Source organism: Streptosporangium album, assembly GCF_014203795.1.
GTDB classification, from domain to species: Bacteria; Actinomycetota; Actinomycetes; order Streptosporangiales; family Streptosporangiaceae; genus Streptosporangium; species Streptosporangium album.
The window spans coordinates 4,048,709-4,069,438 of the sequence record NZ_JACHJU010000001.1 but is presented as its reverse complement, the minus strand read 5'-3'; the positions used below and the strand labels follow the sequence as shown (position 1 = coordinate 4,069,438).

The 20,730-nt window shown below is 70.8% G+C and carries 17 protein-coding genes; 13 read left to right on the top strand and 4 right to left on the bottom strand.

The features are described 5' to 3' along the window. The first annotated feature begins 61 nt into the window (after positions 1-61). The 13 genes from FHR32_RS19735 to FHR32_RS19675 all read left to right on the top strand — a co-directional run bounded on the left by FHR32_RS19735 (position 62) and on the right by FHR32_RS19675 (position 13,794). Entirely contained in the window at positions 62-1,690 is a 1,629-nt protein-coding gene (locus FHR32_RS19735) for a PspC domain-containing protein (protein WP_184755637.1), read from the top strand. Then, positions 1,680-1,886: a hypothetical protein gene (locus FHR32_RS19730; protein ID WP_184755636.1), complete on the top strand. Its 207-nt coding sequence runs from the start codon at positions 1,680-1,682 to the stop codon at positions 1,884-1,886. The genes FHR32_RS19735 and FHR32_RS19730 overlap by 11 nt, the downstream gene beginning before the upstream one ends. A gap of 45 nt (positions 1,887-1,931) precedes the next feature. Beyond that, positions 1,932-2,507: a CGNR zinc finger domain-containing protein gene (locus FHR32_RS19725; protein ID WP_184755635.1), complete on the top strand. Its 576-nt coding sequence runs from the start codon at positions 1,932-1,934 to the stop codon at positions 2,505-2,507. Between the two features lie 249 nt (positions 2,508-2,756). Then, positions 2,757-3,200: a VOC family protein gene (locus FHR32_RS19720; RefSeq protein ID WP_184755634.1), complete on the top strand. Its 444-nt coding sequence runs from the start codon at positions 2,757-2,759 to the stop codon at positions 3,198-3,200. Positions 3,201-3,204: 4 nt separating this feature from the next. Further along, positions 3,205-4,143, top strand: a complete 939-nt coding sequence (locus tag FHR32_RS19715) for a pyridoxamine 5'-phosphate oxidase family protein (RefSeq protein WP_184755633.1) — start codon at positions 3,205-3,207, stop codon at positions 4,141-4,143. Beyond that, positions 4,140-4,331 (top strand): ferredoxin, encoded by a 192-nt coding sequence (locus tag FHR32_RS19710; protein ID WP_184755632.1) that lies wholly within the window; start codon positions 4,140-4,142, stop codon positions 4,329-4,331. Before FHR32_RS19715 ends, FHR32_RS19710 begins: the two co-directional genes overlap by 4 nt. Next, positions 4,328-4,753 (top strand): nuclear transport factor 2 family protein, encoded by a 426-nt coding sequence (locus tag FHR32_RS19705; RefSeq protein WP_184755631.1) that lies wholly within the window; start codon positions 4,328-4,330, stop codon positions 4,751-4,753. The genes FHR32_RS19710 and FHR32_RS19705 overlap by 4 nt, the downstream gene beginning before the upstream one ends. Before the next feature lie 92 nt (positions 4,754-4,845). Further along, positions 4,846-5,343, top strand: a complete 498-nt coding sequence (locus FHR32_RS19700; protein WP_184755630.1) for a (2Fe-2S)-binding protein — start codon at positions 4,846-4,848, stop codon at positions 5,341-5,343. Then, entirely contained in the window at positions 5,340-7,856 is a 2,517-nt protein-coding gene (locus FHR32_RS19695; RefSeq protein ID WP_246466215.1) for a xanthine dehydrogenase family protein molybdopterin-binding subunit, read from the top strand. The genes FHR32_RS19700 and FHR32_RS19695 overlap by 4 nt, the downstream gene beginning before the upstream one ends. Next, positions 7,853-8,737, top strand: coding sequence for an FAD binding domain-containing protein (locus FHR32_RS19690; RefSeq protein WP_184755629.1), 885 nt, complete (start codon positions 7,853-7,855; stop codon positions 8,735-8,737). Before FHR32_RS19695 ends, FHR32_RS19690 begins: the two co-directional genes overlap by 4 nt. Before the next feature lie 163 nt (positions 8,738-8,900). Continuing rightward, on the top strand, positions 8,901-9,746 hold the full coding sequence (locus FHR32_RS19685; RefSeq protein WP_184755628.1) for an SRPBCC family protein: 846 nt from the start codon (positions 8,901-8,903) through the stop codon (positions 9,744-9,746). 125 nt (positions 9,747-9,871) lie between these two features. After that, positions 9,872-12,697, top strand: coding sequence for a bifunctional glycosyltransferase/CDP-glycerol:glycerophosphate glycerophosphotransferase (locus FHR32_RS46735; protein WP_184755627.1), 2,826 nt, complete (start codon positions 9,872-9,874; stop codon positions 12,695-12,697). Positions 12,698-12,705: 8 nt separating this feature from the next. Beyond that, entirely contained in the window at positions 12,706-13,794 is a 1,089-nt protein-coding gene (locus tag FHR32_RS19675; RefSeq protein WP_184755626.1) for a glycosyltransferase, read from the top strand. A 56-nt stretch (positions 13,795-13,850) separates the two neighbouring features. Here FHR32_RS19675 and FHR32_RS19670 read toward each other — a convergent pair whose 3' ends face one another. From FHR32_RS19670 to FHR32_RS19655, 4 genes are all read right to left on the bottom strand, one after another. Next, positions 13,851-14,894: a sulfotransferase family protein gene (locus FHR32_RS19670; RefSeq protein WP_184755625.1), complete on the bottom strand. Its 1,044-nt coding sequence runs from the start codon at positions 14,892-14,894 to the stop codon at positions 13,851-13,853. 2 nt (positions 14,895-14,896) lie between these two features. Next, entirely contained in the window at positions 14,897-15,907 is a 1,011-nt protein-coding gene (locus tag FHR32_RS19665; RefSeq protein ID WP_184755624.1) for a sulfotransferase family protein, read from the bottom strand. Positions 15,908-15,932: 25 nt separating this feature from the next. After that, on the bottom strand, positions 15,933-16,763 hold the full coding sequence (locus FHR32_RS19660) for a CDP-alcohol phosphatidyltransferase family protein (protein WP_246466213.1): 831 nt from the start codon (positions 16,761-16,763) through the stop codon (positions 15,933-15,935). 149 nt (positions 16,764-16,912) lie between these two features. After that, the gene (locus FHR32_RS19655) at positions 16,913-20,383 is read right to left on the bottom strand and encodes a bifunctional glycosyltransferase/CDP-glycerol:glycerophosphate glycerophosphotransferase (RefSeq protein WP_184755622.1); all 3,471 of its coding nucleotides are present in this window, start codon (positions 20,381-20,383) and stop codon (positions 16,913-16,915) included. Positions 20,384-20,730 lie beyond the last annotated feature (347 nt).

Genomic DNA, 20,730 nt, shown 5'->3' with positions numbered 1-20,730 from the left:
CCGGGAGGACTCAGGGGTGTCCCGGATGCGGCCGGTGGCGGAGAAGCCCCACGATGGGAACATGACCGACACCGGGAACCCGCACGGCCCGGCGAGCACCCCGTCCGACTCGCCGCCCGCATCCGCCCTCACCGGGGAGCGTCTGCTCCACCGTAGCAACGAGGGCCGTATGCTCACCGGCGTCTGCGCGGGTCTGGGCCGCTACGCCGGGATCGATCCGGTGCTGTTCCGGGTCGGCTTCGCGGTGCTGGTCCTCGGCTCGGGCATCGGCATCATGCTCTACGTCGCGGCGTTCCTGCTGATGCGGGAGACGGACGGCGGTCCGGGATACATGGAGCAGTGGACCCGCCGCACCTTCGACAACGAGACCGTGCTGGCATTGCTGACCGGCGTTTTCGCCCTCGGCCTGGTCATCAACGTGTCCTCGGGGGGCATCGACACCGGAACGGTCGTGGTCGGCACGCTGTTCGCCATCGCCCTGCTCACCGCCCACGCGCGCGGCGTCGACCTGCTGGCCGTGACCCGTTCCCTGCCCGACCGGCTACGCGGCCGTCGCGTTCCCCCCGCTCACGGGCAGCCGCCCACGGCCTTCGGCACCACCGGGCCGGCCGCCGCGGAGCCCTACCCGTCCATGCGGTCACGGACCGGCGCGATGCCCACCGCCCCACCCGCGGCGCAGAGCCCGCCCGCGGGCCCGGCTCCGGGTCCCGTCCCGTCAAGCGGGGAGACGCCGGCGGCCGGAGAGGTCCCGTCCCCGGAGAGGACGCCGTCCGCCGGTGACGGACCGCCCTCCGCGGGCACGCCCTCCGCGGCGAGCACGCCGTCCTCCGGAGACGCGCCCCCGTACCCGGGCCCCTCGCCGACGGCCGGGAACACCCCGTTCCGGAGCACGTCGCCGACCACGAGCATGCCGTCGGCCCCCCGCACCGCCACCAGGCCGTCCTACGACTCCTCGGGTGAGCCGTTCTCGCCCTACGGCCCCTACCAGCCGCTGGACCCGCGCAGGCGGCAGCAGCCGTACTCCCCCTATGACCTCTCCGAGTACGGCGGGCAGGTCCGGAGCGCACCCCGGCCGAAGCGGCCCCGATCGTTCATCGGAGCCGTCACCCTGTGCCTGGCCATGATCGTTGGAGGGATCATCATGGCGATCCAAGCCACCTCGGGATCGGTCAACATGACGGTCGTCGGAGGCGCGGCGCTGGTCACCATCGGCGGCGGCCTCATGGTCGCCGCCTGGTTCGGCCGGGGCGCGGCCCTGGTCGCGGTAGGCATGATCATCGCGACCGCCCTGGTCGCGGGGTCCGCGCTGACCGGCATGCCGAAGAGGTTCGGCAGCTACCACTGGGACCCGACCACGATCTCCGAGGTCACCGACGGCTACGCGGTGGGCGTCGGCGAGGGCACCCTCGACCTCAGCGACCTGACGTTCCCACCGGGCTCGCGGACGGTCCTCTCGGCGTCCGTCTCGGTCGGCCAGATCAGTGTGCTCCTGCCGCCGACGGCACGCGTCGAGGTCAACGGATACACCAAACTGGGCGATGTGAAGATCGACCATTCGGTGAAGGGCGGGGCCGACGTCCGGCACAACAAGGTCCTGGAGCCCGAGGTGACCCCGGAGGGCGACGTGGCGACCATCGTCCTGAACATCAAGGCGGGCATCGGAGACGTGGAGGTGCGCCGTGCGGCCTGAGGTCGAGCGGACCGGTCCCGGCAGATGGCATCGCACGGACTGGATGGCCCTGCTCAGCGGCATGCTGTTCGTCGGGACGGGGATCATGTTCATCGTCGATCCGACCGTCGAACCACTGATCATGATCCCGATCCTGCTGGGCGGCCTGGGCTTCGCCGGCCTGATCGCCATCCTCACCCGCGCGATCCGGCGCTGAGTCGGCCTCACGGCTTCATGGCCTCCTAAGCGTTAGACTTGGGGGATGCTGGTTCTGGAGTTCGTGAGCACGGTCCGCGCGACCCGGAGCGGGCCGCTGGATACGCTCTCCGACGTCGCGGGCATGACCGATTGGGGCCGGGCACACGTCGCGGAGCTGGGTCTTTCCACGGACTTCACCGCGACAGAAGCCTTGCGGCGCGAGGTGGTCGAGCTACGGCAGGCCGTGCGTGCCCTGCTCGCGAAGGCCGTCGTGCCCGGCCCGGTGAGCAGCGCGGACGCCGACCGGCTGCCGGGATTCACCGCGTCGGTCGACCTGGTCAACGCCGCGGCGCTCGCCGCACCGCTCGCCCCGCGGCTGGACTGGCCGGCCGAGGGCGACCCGTCGGCCACGAGCGTCCCGGCGGGCGAGGCGGAGGAGTCCTCCCGCATCCGCGCCGCCCTGGCGGCGTCGGCGATAGAGCTGCTGACCGGCCCGCACCGCGAGCAGCTGCGCGCCTGCCCCGCCCCCCGCTGCGTGCTCTACTTCACCAAGGAGCACCCCCGCCAGGAGTGGTGCTCGGTCGCCTGCGGCAACCGGGCCCGCGCCGCCCGCCACTACCACCAGCACAAGGGCCGGTGACCCCCGCGCCCGTCCGCGCGGCGGAACGGCGGCGCCCGACGACGTCGGCCACCTGACCCTCCGGCCCACCCACCGCCCCGCCTGCCGTACGCCGTGCCCGCCGGCCGTACGGCTTCTTCATGCACGCGCGCGACAGGATTGTAAGTGATCCGGGTCACATTTTTCTAACGACAAAAGAGCTTAGATTCCGTTATATTACTCCCAGGCACCTAACGGTTCCACCCGTTAGGGACGACAGCGGGAGAAGACATGACCTTCCAGACCGGCCACATCGGCCTCAACGTCTCCGACCTCGACAGGTCCAGGGACTTCTACCTGAAGATCTTCGGCTTCGAGGTGTTCGGCGAGTCGGACCGGCCGGACCGCCGCTACGCCTTCCTCGGCCTCGACGGCGAGCTCGTGCTGACCCTGTGGCAGCAGAGCGAGGGCCGCGCCGCCACCGGACTGCCGGGGCTGCACCACCTGTCCTTCCAGGTGCCGGACATCGAGGCGGTCCACCGGGCCGAGGCCGTGATCCGTGAGATCGGGGCCACGCTCCACCACGACGGCGTGGTGCCGCACGGCGAGGGGGCGTCCTCGGGCGGCGTGTTCTTCGAGGACCCGGACGGGATCCGGCTGGAGATCTTCGCGCCCAGCGGGGCCGGCGAGCGGCCCGCCCCGACTACCGGCGCCCCCACCTGCGGATTCTTCTAAGACCGTGAAACACGCGGGAGAGCTGGCGGTGCAGCGGCGGGCCGGGGTGCGCGCCGGGGCGTGGGGCTCGGCCTCGGCCACACCGGAGATTCCGTCCGTTGCCGCCGACTTCCTCCGGCGGCAGCGGATGCTGCTGGTCGGGGCCGCCGATCCGGGCGGACGGCCGTGGGCGAGCGCACTGACGGGGGCGGCGGGGTTCGCCGAGGCCGTCGACGAGCGGACGGTCGTGATCGACGCGGTGCCGGGCGAGCACGATCCGCTGGCCGGGCTGTCCGGCGGCGAGATCGGGATGCTCGCGATCGAACCCCGGAGCAGGCGCAGGATGCGGATCAACGGCACGGTCCGGCGGGAGGGCGGGCGGTTGATCGTCCACACCGAGCAGACGTATGCGAACTGCCCCAAATACATCCAGACACGCGACATCTCGGGCGAGATCTCCGAAGCTCCCTCGCTCGTCTCGGTGGCGGAGTCGTTCACCACGGAGCACCGGGCCTGGATCGAGGGCGCCGACACGTTCTTCGTCGCCACCCGGGCTCCGGGGCTCGGCGCCGACCTGTCCCACCGGGGCGGCAACCCGGGGACCGTCCGGGTGACCGGCGAGCGGCGGCTGGTCTGGCCCGACTACGTCGGCAACTCGATGTACATGACGCTGGGGAACCTGGAACTGGACAGCGGCTGCGGCCTGCTCTTCCTCGACTGGGAGAGCGGCGACACGCTCCAGCTGACCGGGCGGGCCCGCGTCGACTGGGATCCGGGAGATGTCCCGGGAGCGCAGCGGCTGGTCGGGTTCGAGATGGACCGGGCCGTCCACGTCCGGGGGGCGAGCCCGCTCCGCTGGACGTTCGAGAAGTACTCCCGGTTCAACCCGCCGGTCCACGCCCCCGAGGGAGCGGTGACGGCCGGGCTTGCGACGGGACCTGATCGGGAAGGAAATCCACGATGAGGGTGGTCGTGGACCGGGCGCTGTGCCGGACGCACGCGCAGTGCGTGTTCGCCGCGCCCGAGGTGTTCGAGCTGGATGACGACGACCGACTGGTCTACGTCGCCGAACCGGGCGACGGACTGATCGACGCAGTCGAGGAGGCCGCGCGGGCCTGCCCCGTGCAGGCGATATTTCTGGAGGAAGTGTGAATTTCACCGAGGAGACGGCCAGGGCGAAGGTGCGGGCCGCCGAGGACGCCTGGAACACGCGGGATCCCGAACGGGTCTCGCTCGCCTACACGCCCGACTCGGTCTGGCGCAACCGGGACGAGTTCCTGACCGGGCGCGAGGAGATCAGGGAGTTCCTCACCCGCAAGTGGGCCGGGGAACGGGACTACGCGCTCCGCAAGGATCTGTGGACGTTCGGCGGCAACCGCATCGCCGTACGGTTCCAGTACGAGTGGCACGACGCGGACGGTCAGTGGTGGCGCAGTTACGGTAACGAGCTGTGGGAGTTCGCCGACGACGGGCTGATGCGGCGCCGTGAGGCGAGCATCAACGACGTCCGGATCGACGAGGCGGACCGTCGCATCCTCGGCGACCGCAGACCGAAGGAACTTCCGTTGGCGTGATGTCAGGGGGTTGACCGGGAAGAACAGGGGCGTACGTTCGCTTTTGTCGGTTCTCACTTCTCCTATGCCCCAAGGGTGTTCTTGGAGGACGTATGCCCCGAATCACCGTCACCGTCGACGGCGTCACCTATGAGGAGGAGGTCGAGCCGCGTCTCCTCCTCGTCCATCTGCTGAGAGACCGGCTCGGCAGGACCGGGACACCCATCGGGTGTGACACCAGCAACTGCGGCGCCTGCACCGTGATGCTCGACGGCAGGAGCGCCAAGAGCTGCTCCGTGCTCGCCGTACAGGCCGACGGGAGCGACGTCGTCACGGTCGAGGGCCTGGCGCAGGGGAACGAATGGCACCCCATGCAGAAGGCCTTCCACACCGAACACGCCCTGCAGTGCGGATACTGCACCCCAGGCATGATCATGGCCGCGATCGACCTCCTCCGCGACGACCCGGACCCGTCGGAGGAGGCCGTCCGCCGGGGGCTCGAAGGCAACCTCTGCCGGTGCACCGGCTACTGCACCATCGTCCGGGCGGTACGGCGTGGCGCGGCGGAGATGTCGAAGGCCCGGGAGCCGCAGGAGGTGCCCGCGCCATGAGCGAGCAACTCGACGCCGGCCTGATCGACGAGCAGATCGCCGAGAGCGGCCGGCTCGGCGAGCCCACGGACGCCCGCGAGGTCGGCAGGGCCCGCAGGCGCAAGGAGGACGCCCGGCTGGTCACCGGCCGGACCACGTGGACCGACAACATCCAGCTCCCCGGCATGCTGCATGTGGCGTTCCTGCGCAGCCCGATGGCGCACGCCCGGATCACCCGGGTGGACGCCTCGGCCGCTCGCGCCCAGCCCGGCGTGGTCGCGGTCTACACCGGAGCGGACTTCGCCGGCGAGCAGGGCAGCCTGCCATGCGCGTGGCCGGTCACCGAGGACATCGTCATCCCCGACCACCCGCCCATGGCGGTGAGCGAGGTCCGCTACGCCGGCGAGGCGGTGGCCTGCGTGGTCGCCACCGACCGCTACAAGGCCGCCGACGCCCTGGAGGCGATCGAGGTCGACTACGAGCCGCTGGACGCGGTGATCGACATGACCGAGGCGCTCGCCGAGGGCAGCCCCAAGGTCCACGAGGCGGGCAACCGGGCCTTCACCTGGAAGTTCGCCGGAGGCGACATCGACGCGGCGTTCCGCGACGCCCCCGTGGTGATCGACCGCACCTACGTGCAGCAGCGGCTCATCCCGACCGCCATGGAGCCCCGCGCGGTCGTGGCCACCACCGACGGCGACGACTTCACCCTCTACTCCTCCACGCAGATCCCGCACGTGCTGCGCGTCATGCTCGCGCTGACGACCGGCATCCCCGAGCACAAGCTGCGTGTGGTCGCCCCCGACGTGGGCGGCGGTTTCGGCTCCAAGCTCCAGGTCACCGCCGAAGAGGTGCTCGGCCTGCTCATCACCAGACGGCTGGGCAGGCCGGTGAAGTGGACCGAGTCACGGTCCGAGGGCAACCTGACCGTGCACCACGGCCGCGACCAGCTCCAGCGGATCTCCCTGGCCGCCGACCGGGACGGGCGCATCAGGGGTGTCCGGGTGGACCTGCTCGCCGACATGGGCGCCTACCTGATGCTGGTCACGCCCGGCATACCGATACTCGGCGCGTTCATGTACAGCGGCATATACAAGGTGGACGCCTACGACTTCACCTGCACCGGCGTCTTCACCACCAAGATGCCCACCGACGCCTACCGGGGCGCCGGACGCCCCGAGGCGACGTTCGCCATCGAGCGGGCCGTGGACGAGCTGGCGGACGAGCTCGGCCTGGACCCCGTCGAGGTACGGCGCCGCAACTGGATCACCCACGAGGAGTTCCCCTACGAGACGGTCTGCGGGCTCACCTACGACTCGGGCAACTACGAGGCCGCGACGGAGAAGGCCCTCGCGCTGTTCGGCTACGACAAGCTCCGGGCCGAGCAGGCCGACCGGCGGGAGCGGCGGGACCCGGTGCAGCTCGGCATCGGGGTCTCGACGTACACCGAGATGTGCGGGCTGGCGCCGTCGCGCGTGCTGGGCTCGCTCAGTTACGGCGCGGGCGGCTGGGAGCACGCCACGGTCCGGATGCTGCCCACCGGCAAGGTCGAGGTGGTCACCGGGACGAGCCCGCACGGGCAGGGACACGAGACGGCCTGGAGCCAGATCGTGGCCGACGCGCTGGGCGTCCCGTTCGGCGACATCGCCGTGCTGCACGGCGACACCGCGGTCTCCCACAAGGGCATGGACACCTACGGCTCACGCTCGCTGGTCGTGGGCGGCGTCGCCGTCCTGGCGGCCTGCGAGAAGGTGAAGGACAAGGCCCGCCGGCTCGCCGCGCACATGCTTGAGGCCTCCCCCGACGACATCGAGTTCGCCGGCGGGTCGTTCACGGTGCGGGGGACGGCCGAGGGAAGGACCATCCAGGAGCTCGCGCTGGCCACCTTCGCCGCGCACGACCTCCCCGACGGCGTCGAACCCGGGCTGGACGCCGACGCGACCTTCGATCCGGACAACTTCTCCTTCCCGCACGGCACCCACCTGTGCGCGATCGAGGTGGACACCGAGACCGGCAAGCCCACGATCCGCTCCTACGTGGCCGTGGACGACGTGGGCTCCGTGGTCAACCCGCTGATCGTCGAGGGCCAGGTGCACGGCGGCATCGCGCAGGGCATCGCCCAGGCGCTGTTCGAGGAGGCGGTCCACGACGCCGAGGGCAACCTGCTCACCACGACGATGGCCGACTACCTGATCCCGTCGGCGGCCGACCTGCCCGGCTTCACCACCGGCCGCACCGAGACCCCGGCGACCAGTAACCCGCTGGGCGTCAAGGGCGTGGGCGAGGCGGGCACGATCGCCTCCACCCCGGCCGTCGTCAACGCGATCGTGGACGCGCTGCGCCCCTACGGCGTGCGCGACGTGCGGATGCCGTGCACACCCGAGCGGATCTGGCGCGTGATCTCCGAGGCGGGACCGGCCGCGCCGGTACCCGGACGGGCGACCGTGCCCGCATCCGGTCCGGCTCCCGCACCCGTGTCGGGGCAGACGCCCGCACCGATGTCCGCGCCCGCGTCCGAGGGAGGGGCCCGATGATCCCCGCACCGTTCGACTACGTCCGGCCCACCTCTCTGGAGGAGGCCTGCCACCTCCTCGCCGAGGCCGATTCCTCCGGCGAGGAGGTCAAGGTGCTGGCCGGCGGCCAGTCCCTGCTGCCGCTGCTGCGCCTGCGGCTCGCCTATCCCACCGCGCTGGTGGACCTCGGCCGGCTGCCCGGGCTGCGGGGCGTGGAGGATCGGGGCGACCACGTGTTCGTCGGCGCGCTCACCACGCACGACGAGGTGCTCCGCTCCGGCGTGGTCAGGGAGCAGGTCCCGCTCCTGGCACTGGCCACCGCCACGGTGGCCGACCCCGCCGTACGGCACCGCGGCACGTTCGGCGGGTCGATGGTCCACGCCGACCCCGCCGGGGACCTGCCCGCCGTCGCACTGGCACTGGACTGCGTGTTCGTCGTCCGCTCCAGCGAGGGCGAGCGGGACATCCCGGCGGGTGAGTTCTTCGTCGACTATCTGGAGTCGGCGCTCGAACCCGGCGAGGTGCTGCTGGGCGTCCGGGTGCCCAAGCTCGGCCCCGGCTGGGGCTTCCACTACGAGAAGTTCCACCGGACGGCGCAGTCCTGGGCGATCGTCGGGGTGGCGGCTGCCGTACGGCGTGACAACGGCACCATCGGGGAGGCGCGGATCGCGCTGACCAACATGGGGCCGACCCCGGTGCGGGCGCGGCTGGTGGAGGACGCGCTGCGCGGGGCGAGCTCCGCGCCGGCGGGTGAGAACGGCGCGCGGGACGCGGTCAGGGACGCCTGCGGTGAGGCCGACTCCGGTACCTCCCCCCCTGCCGACCTGCACGCCGGCCCCGAATACCGCCGCCACCTGGCGCGGGTGCTGACCGGCCGGGCGGTCAGGGCTGCGGGCGGCTGAGCGACGTGGCCGCCAGAGCGGTGGACGGCTGAGCGACGGACGGCTGAGCGGCGTTTCGCAGGCCGGGAGTTCGTCTCCCGGCCTGCTGGGCAGGCAGACTGGTAGTGCCGCCATGTGCGGCCGGTAGTGTCGCGGAAACGGACGATGGACAGGGAGCGGATCGATGGCGATGCGATTCGAGCACGAGTTCACGGTTCCGGTGCCGGTCGAGCAGGCGTGGTCGGTGCTGCTCGACGTCGAACGGGTCGCGCCCTGCCTTCCGGGGGCCGCCGTCGACGAGGTGAACGGCGACTCCTTCACCGGCCGGATGAAGGTGAAGGTCGGGCCGATCACGGTGACCTACCTGGGTGACGCCACGTTCGAAGACGTGGACAAGGACGGGCATGTCCTGACCATCAACGCCTCCGGCAAGGAGTCGCGGGGGGCGGGCACCGCCGGAGCCAAGGTCACCGCGCGGCTGCACCCGGCCGGTGCGGACACCAGGGTCACGGTCGAGACCACCTTCAGCGTGACCGGCCGCCCGGCCCAGTTCGGCCGGGGTGTGATGGCCGAGATCGGCGGCAAGCTGATCGACAGGTTCGCGGCCAACCTCGCCGAGCTGCTCAAGGAGAGCCCGGGCGTCTCGGGCCTTCCCTCGCTGGTCCCCGTGCAGGGCACGGCTGAGCAGATCACCGAGGGCGCGGAGGTGCCGATGAGGTCGCAGGACGCCACGGACTCGGAGGGCGAGGACTTCAGCGAGTACGACGAGTTCTTCGAGAAGAACGAGCCGGTCCGCCATCTCACCGCCGTCCCCTCCTCGCCGGAGGTGGCGATGGCGGAGAAGATCCGTGGCCTCGACACCCACCCGGCCGGCACCTCCCGCACCTCCCTCAGCCCCGAGGAGGAGGCGCTCGACCTCATGAAGATCGCGGGCATCCCCCTGCTGAAGCGCGCCGCCCTGGTGGCCGCCGGCCTGGCCGGGCTCGTCCTGGCCGGCTGGCTGGTCCGGCGGACCCTGCGCCGCCGCTAGCGGACGCACCTGTCCGGCCCGTCCGGCGGAAGCCGGAATCCTCTTCTTCCGTATAAAGCCAAAAAAACTGTCATCACTCAACAAGCCAGACAAGACCACCCTTAGTTACGGGAACATCTCAAAATGTGATCAACTCGCCGGACTGCAGTGTGGTGGTCATCACCTACAACGACGCCGCACGGCTGCCCAGGGCCGTGCGGTCCGTACTGGAGCAGTCACTGCGGAACGTCGAGGTGATCATTTCGGATGACGGGAGCACCGACGGCACCGAGCGGGTCGTGCGGGCGCTCCAGCGGGAGGACCCCCGGGTCCGTTACCTGCGCACCGACGTCAACAGCGGTGGCTGCGGGGGACCGCGCAACAGGGGGGTGGCGGCGGCTCGCGCGCCGTACGTCATGTTTCTGGACAGCGACGACCGGCTGACCAGGCATGCCTGCAAGAGCATGATCCTGGAGATCGAGCGGACCGGCGCCGACTTCGTCACCGGGCAGATCTCCCGGCTGTACGAGTGGAACGGCAAGACGCAGCGCTACTACCCCGAGCTGTTCGCCCGGCGCAGGACCGTCGAGGGGATCGCGCGGGAGCCCGAGCTGTTCCTCGACTCCTTCAGCACCAACAAGCTCTACCCGGCCGAGCTGCTGCGGCGGCTGCCCTTCCGGGAGGACCTGCACTACGAGGACCACGTCTTCACCACCGAGCTGTACTGCGCCGCACGGCGGTTCGCCGTGGTCCCGTGGACCGTCTACCTGTGGCACCGGTCCCCGGAGGAGAGCGAGACGCGGCTGTCCATCTCGCTGAGCATCAGGGAGATGGACAACGTCCGGCAGCGGATCCGGGCGGCCCGGCTGAGTGACGGCATCCTGCGCGACAACGGTCTCGCCCATCTGGTCCCCGAGCGCCAGCGCCGCTTCCTCCGCCAGGACCTGCGGGTCTACCTGAACCCGCTGCCCTCACGGGACCCGGTGTGGGCCGAGGAGTTCTCCTGTCTGGTCCGCCCCTACCTGGAGGAGATCGACCCGAGTTCCTTCACCTCGGTCGAGCCGGTCATCCGGGTCTGCTGCGGCCTGATCCTCAACGGCCGGGCGGACGAGCTCGTGGTCGCCGCCCGGTCCCTGAACGAGCCGAAGGCCGCTCCGCGCTCCACCCTGCAGGAGGGTGGGCGGACCTACTGGGGCACCGCCGCCGCCGAGAAGATGGACATCACCTCGCTGCGGATGGCCGAGCTGCCCTACACCGAGTCCCGGCTCCGCCATGAGGCCACCTTCACCGGCGAGGGCACCCGGGTCACGCTGACGATCAGGACCTACGATCCGTTCGGGGTGCTCGCCGCCAACCCCGGCTGGACCGCGTTCCTGCGGTTCAAGGACCACCGGGTGCCGCTGGCGCCGCGCGAGCAGGACGACGGCAGCCACCTGAGCGAGGCGACCGTCGACCTCGCCACGCTCAGGCACGGCCGTTACCGCCGCCTGGGTTTCGAGGGCCGGTACGACCCGCTGGTGGGGATCGCCCGCGCCGACGGGCGGGTGACCGCCGACGTGCTGCTCGCCGAGCCGGCCGCCGAGCCGTTCAGCGCTCTCGTCCCCGGCCAGCGGGTCACCGTCATGGCGGAGGGAACGGCGGCGTTCCTGCGGGTGCGGTGGGAGCGCCGGAGCCTGCTCCGTCCCGTCCCCCTGCTCGGGCGGATCGTCCGCAGGGCGATCAGGTGGGCGGGCCGGCCGGAGGTGAAGCTCCGCGCCTACAAGGGGCTGCTCAGAATCATGCCGCCCCGTCCGGACCTGGTGCTCTTCGAAGCCGACGCCGGCGCCGGCTACACCGGCAATCCCCGCTACGTCTACGAGGAGCTCAGGCGGCGGCGGGCCCCCCTCGACATGGTCTGGTCCGTCGCCGGGAACCGGCGGAACTTCCCCGCGGGCACCAGGCTGGTGCGGCGGATGAGCTGGCGCCATCTGTGGACCATGGCCAGGGCCGGCTACTGGGTGGACAGCCACGGCATGCCGTTGGACTATCCCAAACCGGCGCGGACCCGCTACCTGCAGACCTGGCACGGCCAGGGCATCAAGTCGGTCGGTTTCAACGCGCCGGACCTGCGCGCCGACTTCCCCGGGCCGCGGGCGCAGTGGCGGGCGGCGGTGGCGCGGTGGGACACGCTGGTCGCGCCCAGCGCCGAGTTCGAAAGGGTCTTCCTCCCCTCCCACGGATACGAGGGGCCGCTGCTGCGGTACGGCTCGCCCCGGTGCGACGTGCTCGTCAACGGCGACGACGAGGCGGTACGGCGGGCGAAGGACCGGTTGGAGATCTCCCCGGGACGCAGGGTGCTGCTCTACGCGCCCACCTACCGGGACCGGGCCAGGTCCTCGGGGCGGTCGATCCGGGCCGACCTGGACATGATGGCCGAGGCGCTCGCCGGCGAGTGGGTGGTGATCCTCCGGCCCCACCCGGTCGAACGCTACAAGGTGCCGCGGCACCTGCGTCACTTCGTCCGCCCGGCCGACGTCTATCCCGAGGTCAACGACCTGATGCTGGCCTCCGACGCGCTGCTGACCGACTACTCCTCGCTGATGTGCGACTACGCGATCACCGGCCGGCCGATGCTGTTCCTGATCGACGACTGGGACGAGTACCGCGACAACGAGAGGGGGGTCTACCACGACCTTCCGGCGATCGCCCCCGGCCCCTGCCTGACCACCACGGAGGAGCTGGTCGAGGCGTTGCGCGACCTCAACGGGGTGGCCGCGTCGTTCGCCGCCACCTACATCGAGTTCCGCAGGACGTGGTGTGCCCGGGAGAAGGGACACGCCTCGGCGAAGGTGGTGGATGCCTTCTTCGGCGAGGTGCCGGCCCGGCCGTCCGCACGGGCCGCCCCCGCCCCCACACGGCGGCCGATCCGGCTGCCTTCGCCCGTCGCCGCACGACCGCCGGACCGGCTGTCCCCTCCGGAACGGCGGCGGTGAGCGACGAGATGAGTTCCGTGATGTTCGCCTGCATGGACGCCGACACGCTCGGCGGGATCCAACGGGTCACCCACACCCTGGCACAGGGGCTGGCCGGGCGGGGACACGACGTGCACGTGGTCGGGCTGCACCGGGCCGAGAACCCGTTCCGCTACGTGGAACAGCCCGGATACCGGCACCACGTGATCCACCGCAGGCCGGTCGGCGGGCTCTCCCCGCTGAACACGCGCCGGGAACGCCGCAGGCTCGGAGGGCTGTTCCGGGAGCTGGGGGCCGGTTACGCGGTGCTCTCCTCACCGGGCGTGGTGTCCCGGCTGAGAACCCTGCTGCCGGAGCATCTGCTGCCGATCGGCCAGTACCACGGCTCCTACGGACACGCACGGGGGTCCTGGCACTTCACGTCCGTCAGGAAGCACTACGGCGAGCTGGAGAAGGCGGTGTTCCTCAGCGAGGAGGACGCGTGGCTGTTCTCCGAGCGGGCGCTGCTGCCCAACACCTGGGCCATCCCCAATCCGCTGCCCACCTGGCCGGCACGGACCGCCGGCCTGACCGGTCACCGGGTCCTCGGGGTCGGCAGGCTGGAGGGCGTCAAGCGGTTCGACCGGTTGATCTCCGCCTTCGCGGAGGCCTGCCGTACGACGGGCGAGGGCTGGGAGCTGCACCTGCTCGGCGAGGGCGCGGAGCTGGAGCGGCTCCGCCTCCACGCGCGGGCGTGCGGGGTGGCGGAGCGGGTGGTGTTCCGCGGTATGGTGCCCGCCGCCGGGATGAGCCGCGAATACCTGGACGGGTCCGTGCTCGCGCTGTCCAGCGAGCACGAGGGGCTGCCCCTGGTCCTCGGTGAGGCCGCCTCCCACGGGGTGCCCTCGGTGGCGTTCGACGTGTCGGGCGGGGTGCGGTCGCTGGTCCTGGACGGGGAGACCGGCCTGCTGGCGCCACCGGCCGATGTGCCGGCATTCACGGTGGCGCTGGCCGGGCTGATGTGCTCGGTGCGGGAGCGGCGGCGGATGGGCGCCGCCGCTCGGGCACACGTCGAGGCGTTCCGGCTGGAGCGGGTCCTGGACCGGTGGGAGGCCCTGTTCGACGAGGTCGCCCGCTGATCTCCGGACCGGTGGGAGGGGCGTCCGGCCGGACGGGGACGGCCTCTTCGATCAGCTCACCTGTCGGCTGTGACGGGTTCGGTGCGCGGCTGGGGCACTCCGGCCAGGACGAGCTGGCCTGAGGTGAGCCGGGCGCCCAGCGGATTCGGCTCGCGGAGCCGTATCAGCCGGTCGAAGGCCACCCGCTTGACCCGGGCCAGCTTCCGCTTGGCCGCGGTCCGCTCGTAGGCGACCATCCGCGAGGTCTCGGTCTTCGGCGCCCCGCTGAGCTCGTAGCCGTAGGTCTCCAGCCGGTCTCCGAGGATGCTCTCGCACAGCGAGATCTCCCAGGGGTCGAGCCGCTTCTTCCATGAGCCCGACCGCGAGGTGGTCACGTCCTCGTGGGTGAGCGAGTGCCAGGTCTTGCGCGCGGGGCAGGCGATGTCGGCCAGCGACTTCGGCTCGCACATGGCGGGGTCGAAGTCCTCACCGAGGAACTCGCACAGCCTGCGCAGATGGGCCTCGGGATCCGTCGTCAGGTCCTCGTAGCGCAGTTCGTGGTAGCTGCCCTCGGGGAGCTTGGGCGCGCCGTGCCGGGCGAAGTCGATCGCCTCGGCCCAGGCGGCGACCGCGCTGTAGGCGTTCCCGTTGTACCAGGGCATCTCCTTCAGCGACGCCACGCAGTCGCGGCCGTCCCTGATCAGATGGACGAACTGGGCGTCCGGGAAGAGCCGGAGCAGCACGTCGATGTTCTGGAAGTAGGACGGCCGCTTGTCGCCCCAGCGCGGCTTGCCGTGCTGGACCGCGTAGGAGCGGAGCACGATGCCCAGCGCCGAGCCGAGCGTCGGCGGTCCGGCGACGATCTGGCGGGTGACCTCCTCGCCGTCCAGACCCAGGTCGTGGAAGCGCGACTGGCGGCGGCCCACCACCCACTCGGCCAGTTCCCGCCTCCGCGCCGGGTCGTTCAGATCGCCGAAATGCAGCCGCCGCTGGTAGGCGGCGACCATGAACCGGGTCTCCGGGGGAATCGCGATGCGGGCGTGGGCATGTGTCATGAGCTGCAGCATCGTCGTCCCCGAGCGGGGACAGCCCACGATGAAGATCGGTCGATCCGATTGCATTGTCAGACCTTCGCCAGCTCGCCCAGTTGCCGGGTGGTGAGCTGCGCGGCAACCGGGCTCGGCTCACGGAAGCGGTTCAGCCGGTCACGGAACTCCTTGCGCCGGCGGGCCCAGCGCCGTTTGGACGCCGCCTTCTCGCACGCCTCGACGTGCTCCTTGGACGCCTTGGGGGCTCCGGTCAGCTCGTAGCCGTTGGCGGTCAGCCGGTCGGCCAGTACGGTCTCGCAGACCGCGACCTCCCACGGCTCCAGCCTCGTCTTCCACGAGCCGGACCGGGCGGTGGTCACGTCGCCGTGGGTGTTGCTGTGCCAGACCTTGTGCTCCGGGATCGCCACCCTGCCCACGTGGTACGGCTCGCTCATCGCCGGGTCGTAGTCCTCGCCCAGGAAGTCGCACAGCTTGCCGAGTTCGGTCTCCGGGTAAGCCGTCAGGTCCTCGTAGCGCAGCTCGTAGTAGCTGTCGGCCGGGAGGTTCTTGGCGTGCCTGCGGCCGTAGTCGATCGCCTCGGCCCAGTTGGTCACCGCGTGGAAGACGTCCTTGGTGTACCAGGGCATCTCCTTCAGCGAAGCGACGCAGTCGCGGCCGTCCCTGATCAGATGGACGAACTGGGCGTCAGGGAAGAGCCGCATCAGGAGGTCCACATGGTGGAAGTAGCTCGGCCGCTTGTCGCCCCAGCGCGACTTGCTGTGCTGCTCGGCGTAGGAACGGAAGGCGATCCCCATCGCCGAGCCCAGTGTCGGCGGTCCGGCCGCGATGTTCTCGATCAGCGCTTCCCCGTCAAGCTTGAGCTCCTTGAACTTGGTGTCCTTGTCGCTCACGATCCACCGGCCCAGCCTGCGCCGGTTCCCCTGCTCGCGCAGGTCGCCGAAGACGAACCTGCGGTAGTAGCCGGGCACCAGGAACCGCGTCTCCGGAGGCACCGCGATACGCGGATGCGAATGCAACATGAGCTGCAACATCGTGGTGCCGGAGCGTGGGCAGCCGATCACAAAGATCGGTCGGTCGGACTGCATGACAACGAACCCCCGTAAAAGATGATCAAGCAGGTACGCGTTGCGCGTTCTCCGGGCGTGGCACAGGAGGCACGGCCCGCGTGAACAGCCACATTCGGTAGATCAAAAAGACTTCGTTCAGCAGGAGCAGCGTTCCCGCCACGATGGAGACGGGCAGCAGCGCAGCCACCCCGACCAGTGGAGCGACCACGAACACCGCGGCGTGGAACTCGATGCCGCTGATCAGATGGGTCCGCACCCGATGGCGGATGAGGAACCGGCCGAGCCTGCGTCGCACGGTGAGCACCCGGGGCGGGCGGGGCGGGCGGGGCATCCCGGGTGGCCTGGGCTGCCGGGGCACCACCGGTCCGGCGTTCGCCCGGGACTCCAGCCTGTTCTCCTTGACCACCTCTCGCACGCGCTTCATCTGCGGTGCGTTCACATAGCGGAACAGGTCAAGAACGGCGACCCCGGCCCCGAGCATGATGTAGGCGTCGTCCCCCGTCGCCGCGTACTGGCCGATCGCCAGTCCGATCGCGCAGCAGACCACCCTGATCCGGTCGCCCACGTAGTCGAGCCAGAGGCCGAACGCGGTCCCCGTCTCCTTGAGGCGGGCGATCTTCCCGTCCATGCAGTCGACCACGAAGCTCACGTAGAACAGCGCGGCCCCCGCCACGAGCTGTCCGAACGCGAAGCAGACCGCCGACCCCATCCCGAGAACCAGCGACAGACGCGTCAGCCCGTTGGGGGTGATGTCCGTGTGGTTGGCGACGAGCAGGGTGAGCCTGCACGCCACCGGATCGACCATGTAAACCGTCCACCAGGAGTCTTTTCGTTTGCGGGTCGCGTGAACGTCGTTCAACGAATAGGCCCTCATGCGTTCCAGCATGACCACTCTGCGTGATCGATGGATGACACTCGGGCGCCAAGAGAGGATCTCCATACCGGGTTTTGACCAGCAGCGTCATCCGGAGGCGACCGGCACCCGCGGCCTTCCCCGCGGCACGGAAGGCCGTTCTCGCCGGGTCAGTCCGGGAACACGTGGTCGACGACGCGAGCGGAGGCGTTCCCGTCGTCGAGACGGCAGAACCGTTCCCTGAAGCCGCGGTAGGCCGGGGTATGGGCCGAGGCGGTTCCGTCGACGCGGGCCAGCGCGTCGATCACCTCGTCGGCGGTCTCCAGCAGAGGCCCCGGAGCGTGCTCCACCGGATCGAGGTAGAAGCCGCGCAGCCGCTCGCGGTAGTGCTCCAGGTCGTAGGTGAAGAAGATCATCGGGCGGCCGGTGCCCGCGTAGTCGAACACCAGCGACGAGTAGTCGGTGATGAGGACGTCGGCGACGAGCAACAGGTCGGTGACGTCCGGGTAGCGGGTGACGTCGGTGAAACGGGGGTTCAGGCTGATGGGCCTGGGCGTCCCGGCCGTGTGCGGGTGGTCCCGGAACAGGAAGACGTAGTCGTCGCCGAGTGCCTGGAGCGCCCGGTCCACGTCCAGCCGGAGGCCCGGGTGGTGCCTGCCCCCCGAGAGCACCTGGTCGTCCCGCCAGGTGGGCGCGTGCAGCACCACGCGCCTGCCCGGCGGGATGCCCAGCGCCCGGCGTACCCGCGCGGCCTCCTCGCCGCCGCCGGGCCGGTGCAGCAGGTCGTTGCCGGGCCGGCCGGATTCGAGAACGGGGCCGCCGTACCGGAGGGCGCCGGGCAGGACCGAGGTGGCGAAGGAACTGGATGAGATCAGCAGATCCCACCTGGCCACCTCCGGGGCGAGCCTGCGCAGCCGGTCCGCCCGGCTGTTGAAACGGCCCTCGGCGACGTCGTGGGCGACGCGTTTGAGCGGCGTGCCGTGCCAGGCGCGGACGTAGGTCTGACCCTCACGCTTGGTGAACCAGTCCGGCGCCTTCCCGTTGGAGATGACGTGGCCGGCACGGGCCAGAGCCTCGTAGTGCTCCCGGCTGTCGCGCAGCACGACGCGCGCTCCCTCGGGCGGCCGTACCAGGCCGTCGGCGGAGATCCACACACACTCGCGGCCGTCACCCCTGCGCCGCAGTTCCTCGTATATCGCGCGCGGGCTGCCGGAGTAGTGACGGCCCTGCCAGGACTCGAACACCACGAGCTCCTTCAGCGGCTCCTTCCTGAAGGCCGGGTAGTCCCGCTCGGCCAGACAGCGCTGGGCATGGTTGCCCGCGTCGGTGCCGAGCGCCGGCCGGACGTCGACGGCGACGCCGTTCGTCCGGTACGTCCGCACCCGGAACGTGTGCATCCCGGCGGTCCGGATGGCGGGCAGATCGGTGAGCAGGCTCCTGGCCGGCCTGACGGGATACAGCTCCTCTCCGGACCCGACCAGGATCTCCCATCGGCCGCCGGTGAGCGGCACCTGCTCGCCGTACAGCTCGAAACGGGTCAGCGGGAACGCGCAGGAGAACCGCTCCCCCTCCCACTCCAGCGGCACGTGGTGCGTCCCACCGCCGCCCACCTCACGCAGGACGAGCTCCCGGCGCGGGTCCGCGCCCCTGGCGCACTGTCCCGCCACGCGGACGACCTCGTCGGCGACCCAGTCGATCTCGGTCACCACCGGCCGGATCGGGCGGACCACCGCGCTGAGGGGACCGAACCCGGTCGCGACGACACCGACCTCGCGCTCCCCCGCGGTCACGTACGCCTCGGCGGCCACGGGCCCGGCCGTCAGCCTGCGGTGCAGATCGGATCCGGTGACGAGGAACAGATCCCATCGGGGATCGGGGTCGATCTGCGGACCGGCCGTGTCCTCCCCGAGCAGATCCGCCGGGAGCAGTCCCGCGACGGGCAGGCGGGCCCTGAAACCGATCCGCCCGCCGCCGAGGGGCGTGCAGAGCGCGGGGACGCCGAACTCCCTGCCGCCCCGGCGCAGCCGTGCCAGCAGTGTCCCGCCCGACCCGGCCTGGCCGTCGGACGCCACCCAGCCCGACACCTCGAACGCCCCCTCGTCTTCGGCCCGGACCTCCGCCTCACCCTGGATCCGCTGGACCCGCAGCAGGACCTCGTCGTCGGCGTTCACGTCCACGTGCAGGGTGCCTCGGGGGGGTACCGCGATGCCGGGGAGCCGGCGGACGTCGCTGCTCACGGTGGCGGTCAGCGGGCCGGATCGCCGTACGGCCTGCGCGGTGACCTGGATCTCCAGTTGCCATCTGGTCTTCCGGGCGGGCTGGGTCAGCACGGCGAGGTCGAGGTCGACCTCGAACCCCGACCAGTCGTAGCAGGTCGCCTCGCGGTGGGGTGCCGCGGTCACGTCCGTGCGGAGCAGCCGCCGGACCGGCAGGTCGATCACGCGATCGGTCCGGATGTTGCGCAACGTCGCCGTGACGGCCGACGACTCCTTCTGCGGCAGGTCGATGCCCTTGATGTAGGCGCGGCCGGACACCCGGAGGTGGTCTCCGCCGTCCGGCAGCTCGATCTGGTCGGCCCGGCAGATCAGGGGAAGGTCACCGTCGCCCGCGCGGAAGACCTCTCTGGGCAGCACGCTCCTGCGCATCATCGGGTGGTCGGCGTACCAGCCGAACATGCGGCGTGTCATCCCGTGGGAAACGCCCTCCCGCCGATCGGCCAGCACCTCGGTGAGCTCGTCCGGCTTGCGGCGTCTCAGCAGCTCGAACACCAGGCGCTGCTCCCAGGGGAGCTCGGACAGGATGCCGGGGTCCATGCGCTCGACGAGCGCTCCCGCGTTCTCCACCAGCCGCCTCCGGTAGTCCTCGCCGGCGTCCAGGACCGCGTTGACGTAGAGGGTGAGGTCACTGCGGAGGACGAACTCGTCGAACTGACGCCGGAGCGCGGGAGCGGCGTGATCGGCCAGGAACGCCTGGACCCGTGTGATCGACGCGACCCGGTCCTCCAGGTTGCCGGGGACGGTACGGCTCTGCGTGATCGACGGGTCTCCGGCCTCCCGCTGCCGCCAGCAGTAGACCACGTCGCCGAGCACGTCGACCGAGCGCGCCAGCACATGGGCCGGGACGGTGACGGGTGCGTCCTCGTAGAGCCCGGAGGGGAATCCGAAGCCGTGCTCCCGGTAGAAGTCATGACGGAAGACCTTGTTCCAGGCCGTGCGGTCCAGGAGCAGCTCGGGGCGCGCGGTGATGTGCGTCTGCCGCACGGTCTCCCGGAAGGGCCGGAAGTGCAGGCCGGAGCGCCAGGTCTCGGTGGAGTTGAGGAAGAGGACGTTGCCGCACGCGAGGTCCGAACCCGACTCGCGCAGCGAGGAGACCAGCAGCTCGTAGGCGTCGACGGGCAGCACGTCGTCGCTGTCCATGAAACACAGGTACTCACCGGTCGCGTGGAGCGCCCCGATGTTCCTGGCCGGCCCCAGCCCGGCGTTCTCCTGGTGGACGACCCGGAAGCGGCCGTCCTTCTCGGCGAACGCCTTGGCGATGACGGCGCTGCCGTCGAGTGACCCGTCATCCACGCAGATGACTTCGAGATCGCGGAGCGTCTGCCTGGCGATCGAGGTCAGGCATTCCTCAAAATAAGGTTCCACGTTAAAAAAAGGGACAACAATACTCAGAAGCGGCGACAAAGCGTCAGCCTCCAACATCCTCAGAATCCGGACCGACCTGGGTGATCCAGACGGGATCCGGAGCGGGTCCGGGCGCGCTCCCTCTCCACGAGAATGAGGAGAATGCCGGATAGACGCCTGAAGCATGCGTTTAAATGACGCGAGTCTGGCCGATCCTTGACCACTGTGGGCGGCCCGGCGCTCCGATGACACCGCCGGGAGGCCCCAAAGGCCCTCGGCTCCGCCGCCTCGCGGACCGGCGGACCCTCGGCTCGGCCACCTCGCGGACCGGCGGGCCTTGCGGCCACGCCGGGTCCCCGTCGTGAGCC

Bases quoted from the DNA above. Each gene is read 5' to 3' on its own strand.
- FHR32_RS19735 (WP_184755637.1), top strand. From the start codon at position 62: ATGACCGACACCGGGAACCCGCACGGCCCGGCGAGCACCCCGTCCGAC.
- FHR32_RS19725 (WP_184755635.1), top strand. From the start codon at position 1,932: ATGCTGGTTCTGGAGTTCGTGAGCACGGTCCGCGCGACCCGGAGCGGG.
- FHR32_RS19720 (WP_184755634.1), top strand. From the start codon at position 2,757: ATGACCTTCCAGACCGGCCACATCGGCCTCAACGTCTCCGACCTCGAC.
- FHR32_RS19710 (WP_184755632.1), top strand. From the start codon at position 4,140: ATGAGGGTGGTCGTGGACCGGGCGCTGTGCCGGACGCACGCGCAGTGC.
- FHR32_RS19700 (WP_184755630.1), top strand. From the start codon at position 4,846: ATGCCCCGAATCACCGTCACCGTCGACGGCGTCACCTATGAGGAGGAG.
- FHR32_RS19695 (WP_246466215.1), top strand. From the start codon at position 5,340: ATGAGCGAGCAACTCGACGCCGGCCTGATCGACGAGCAGATCGCCGAG.
- FHR32_RS19690 (WP_184755629.1), top strand. From the start codon at position 7,853: ATGATCCCCGCACCGTTCGACTACGTCCGGCCCACCTCTCTGGAGGAG.
- FHR32_RS19685 (WP_184755628.1), top strand. From the start codon at position 8,901: ATGGCGATGCGATTCGAGCACGAGTTCACGGTTCCGGTGCCGGTCGAG.
- FHR32_RS19675 (WP_184755626.1), top strand. From the start codon at position 12,706: ATGAGTTCCGTGATGTTCGCCTGCATGGACGCCGACACGCTCGGCGGG.
- FHR32_RS19670 (WP_184755625.1), bottom strand. From the start codon at position 14,894: ATGCAATCGGATCGACCGATCTTCATCGTGGGCTGTCCCCGCTCGGGG.
- FHR32_RS19665 (WP_184755624.1), bottom strand. From the start codon at position 15,907: ATGCAGTCCGACCGACCGATCTTTGTGATCGGCTGCCCACGCTCCGGC.
- FHR32_RS19660 (WP_246466213.1), bottom strand. From the start codon at position 16,763: ATGAGGGCCTATTCGTTGAACGACGTTCACGCGACCCGCAAACGAAAA.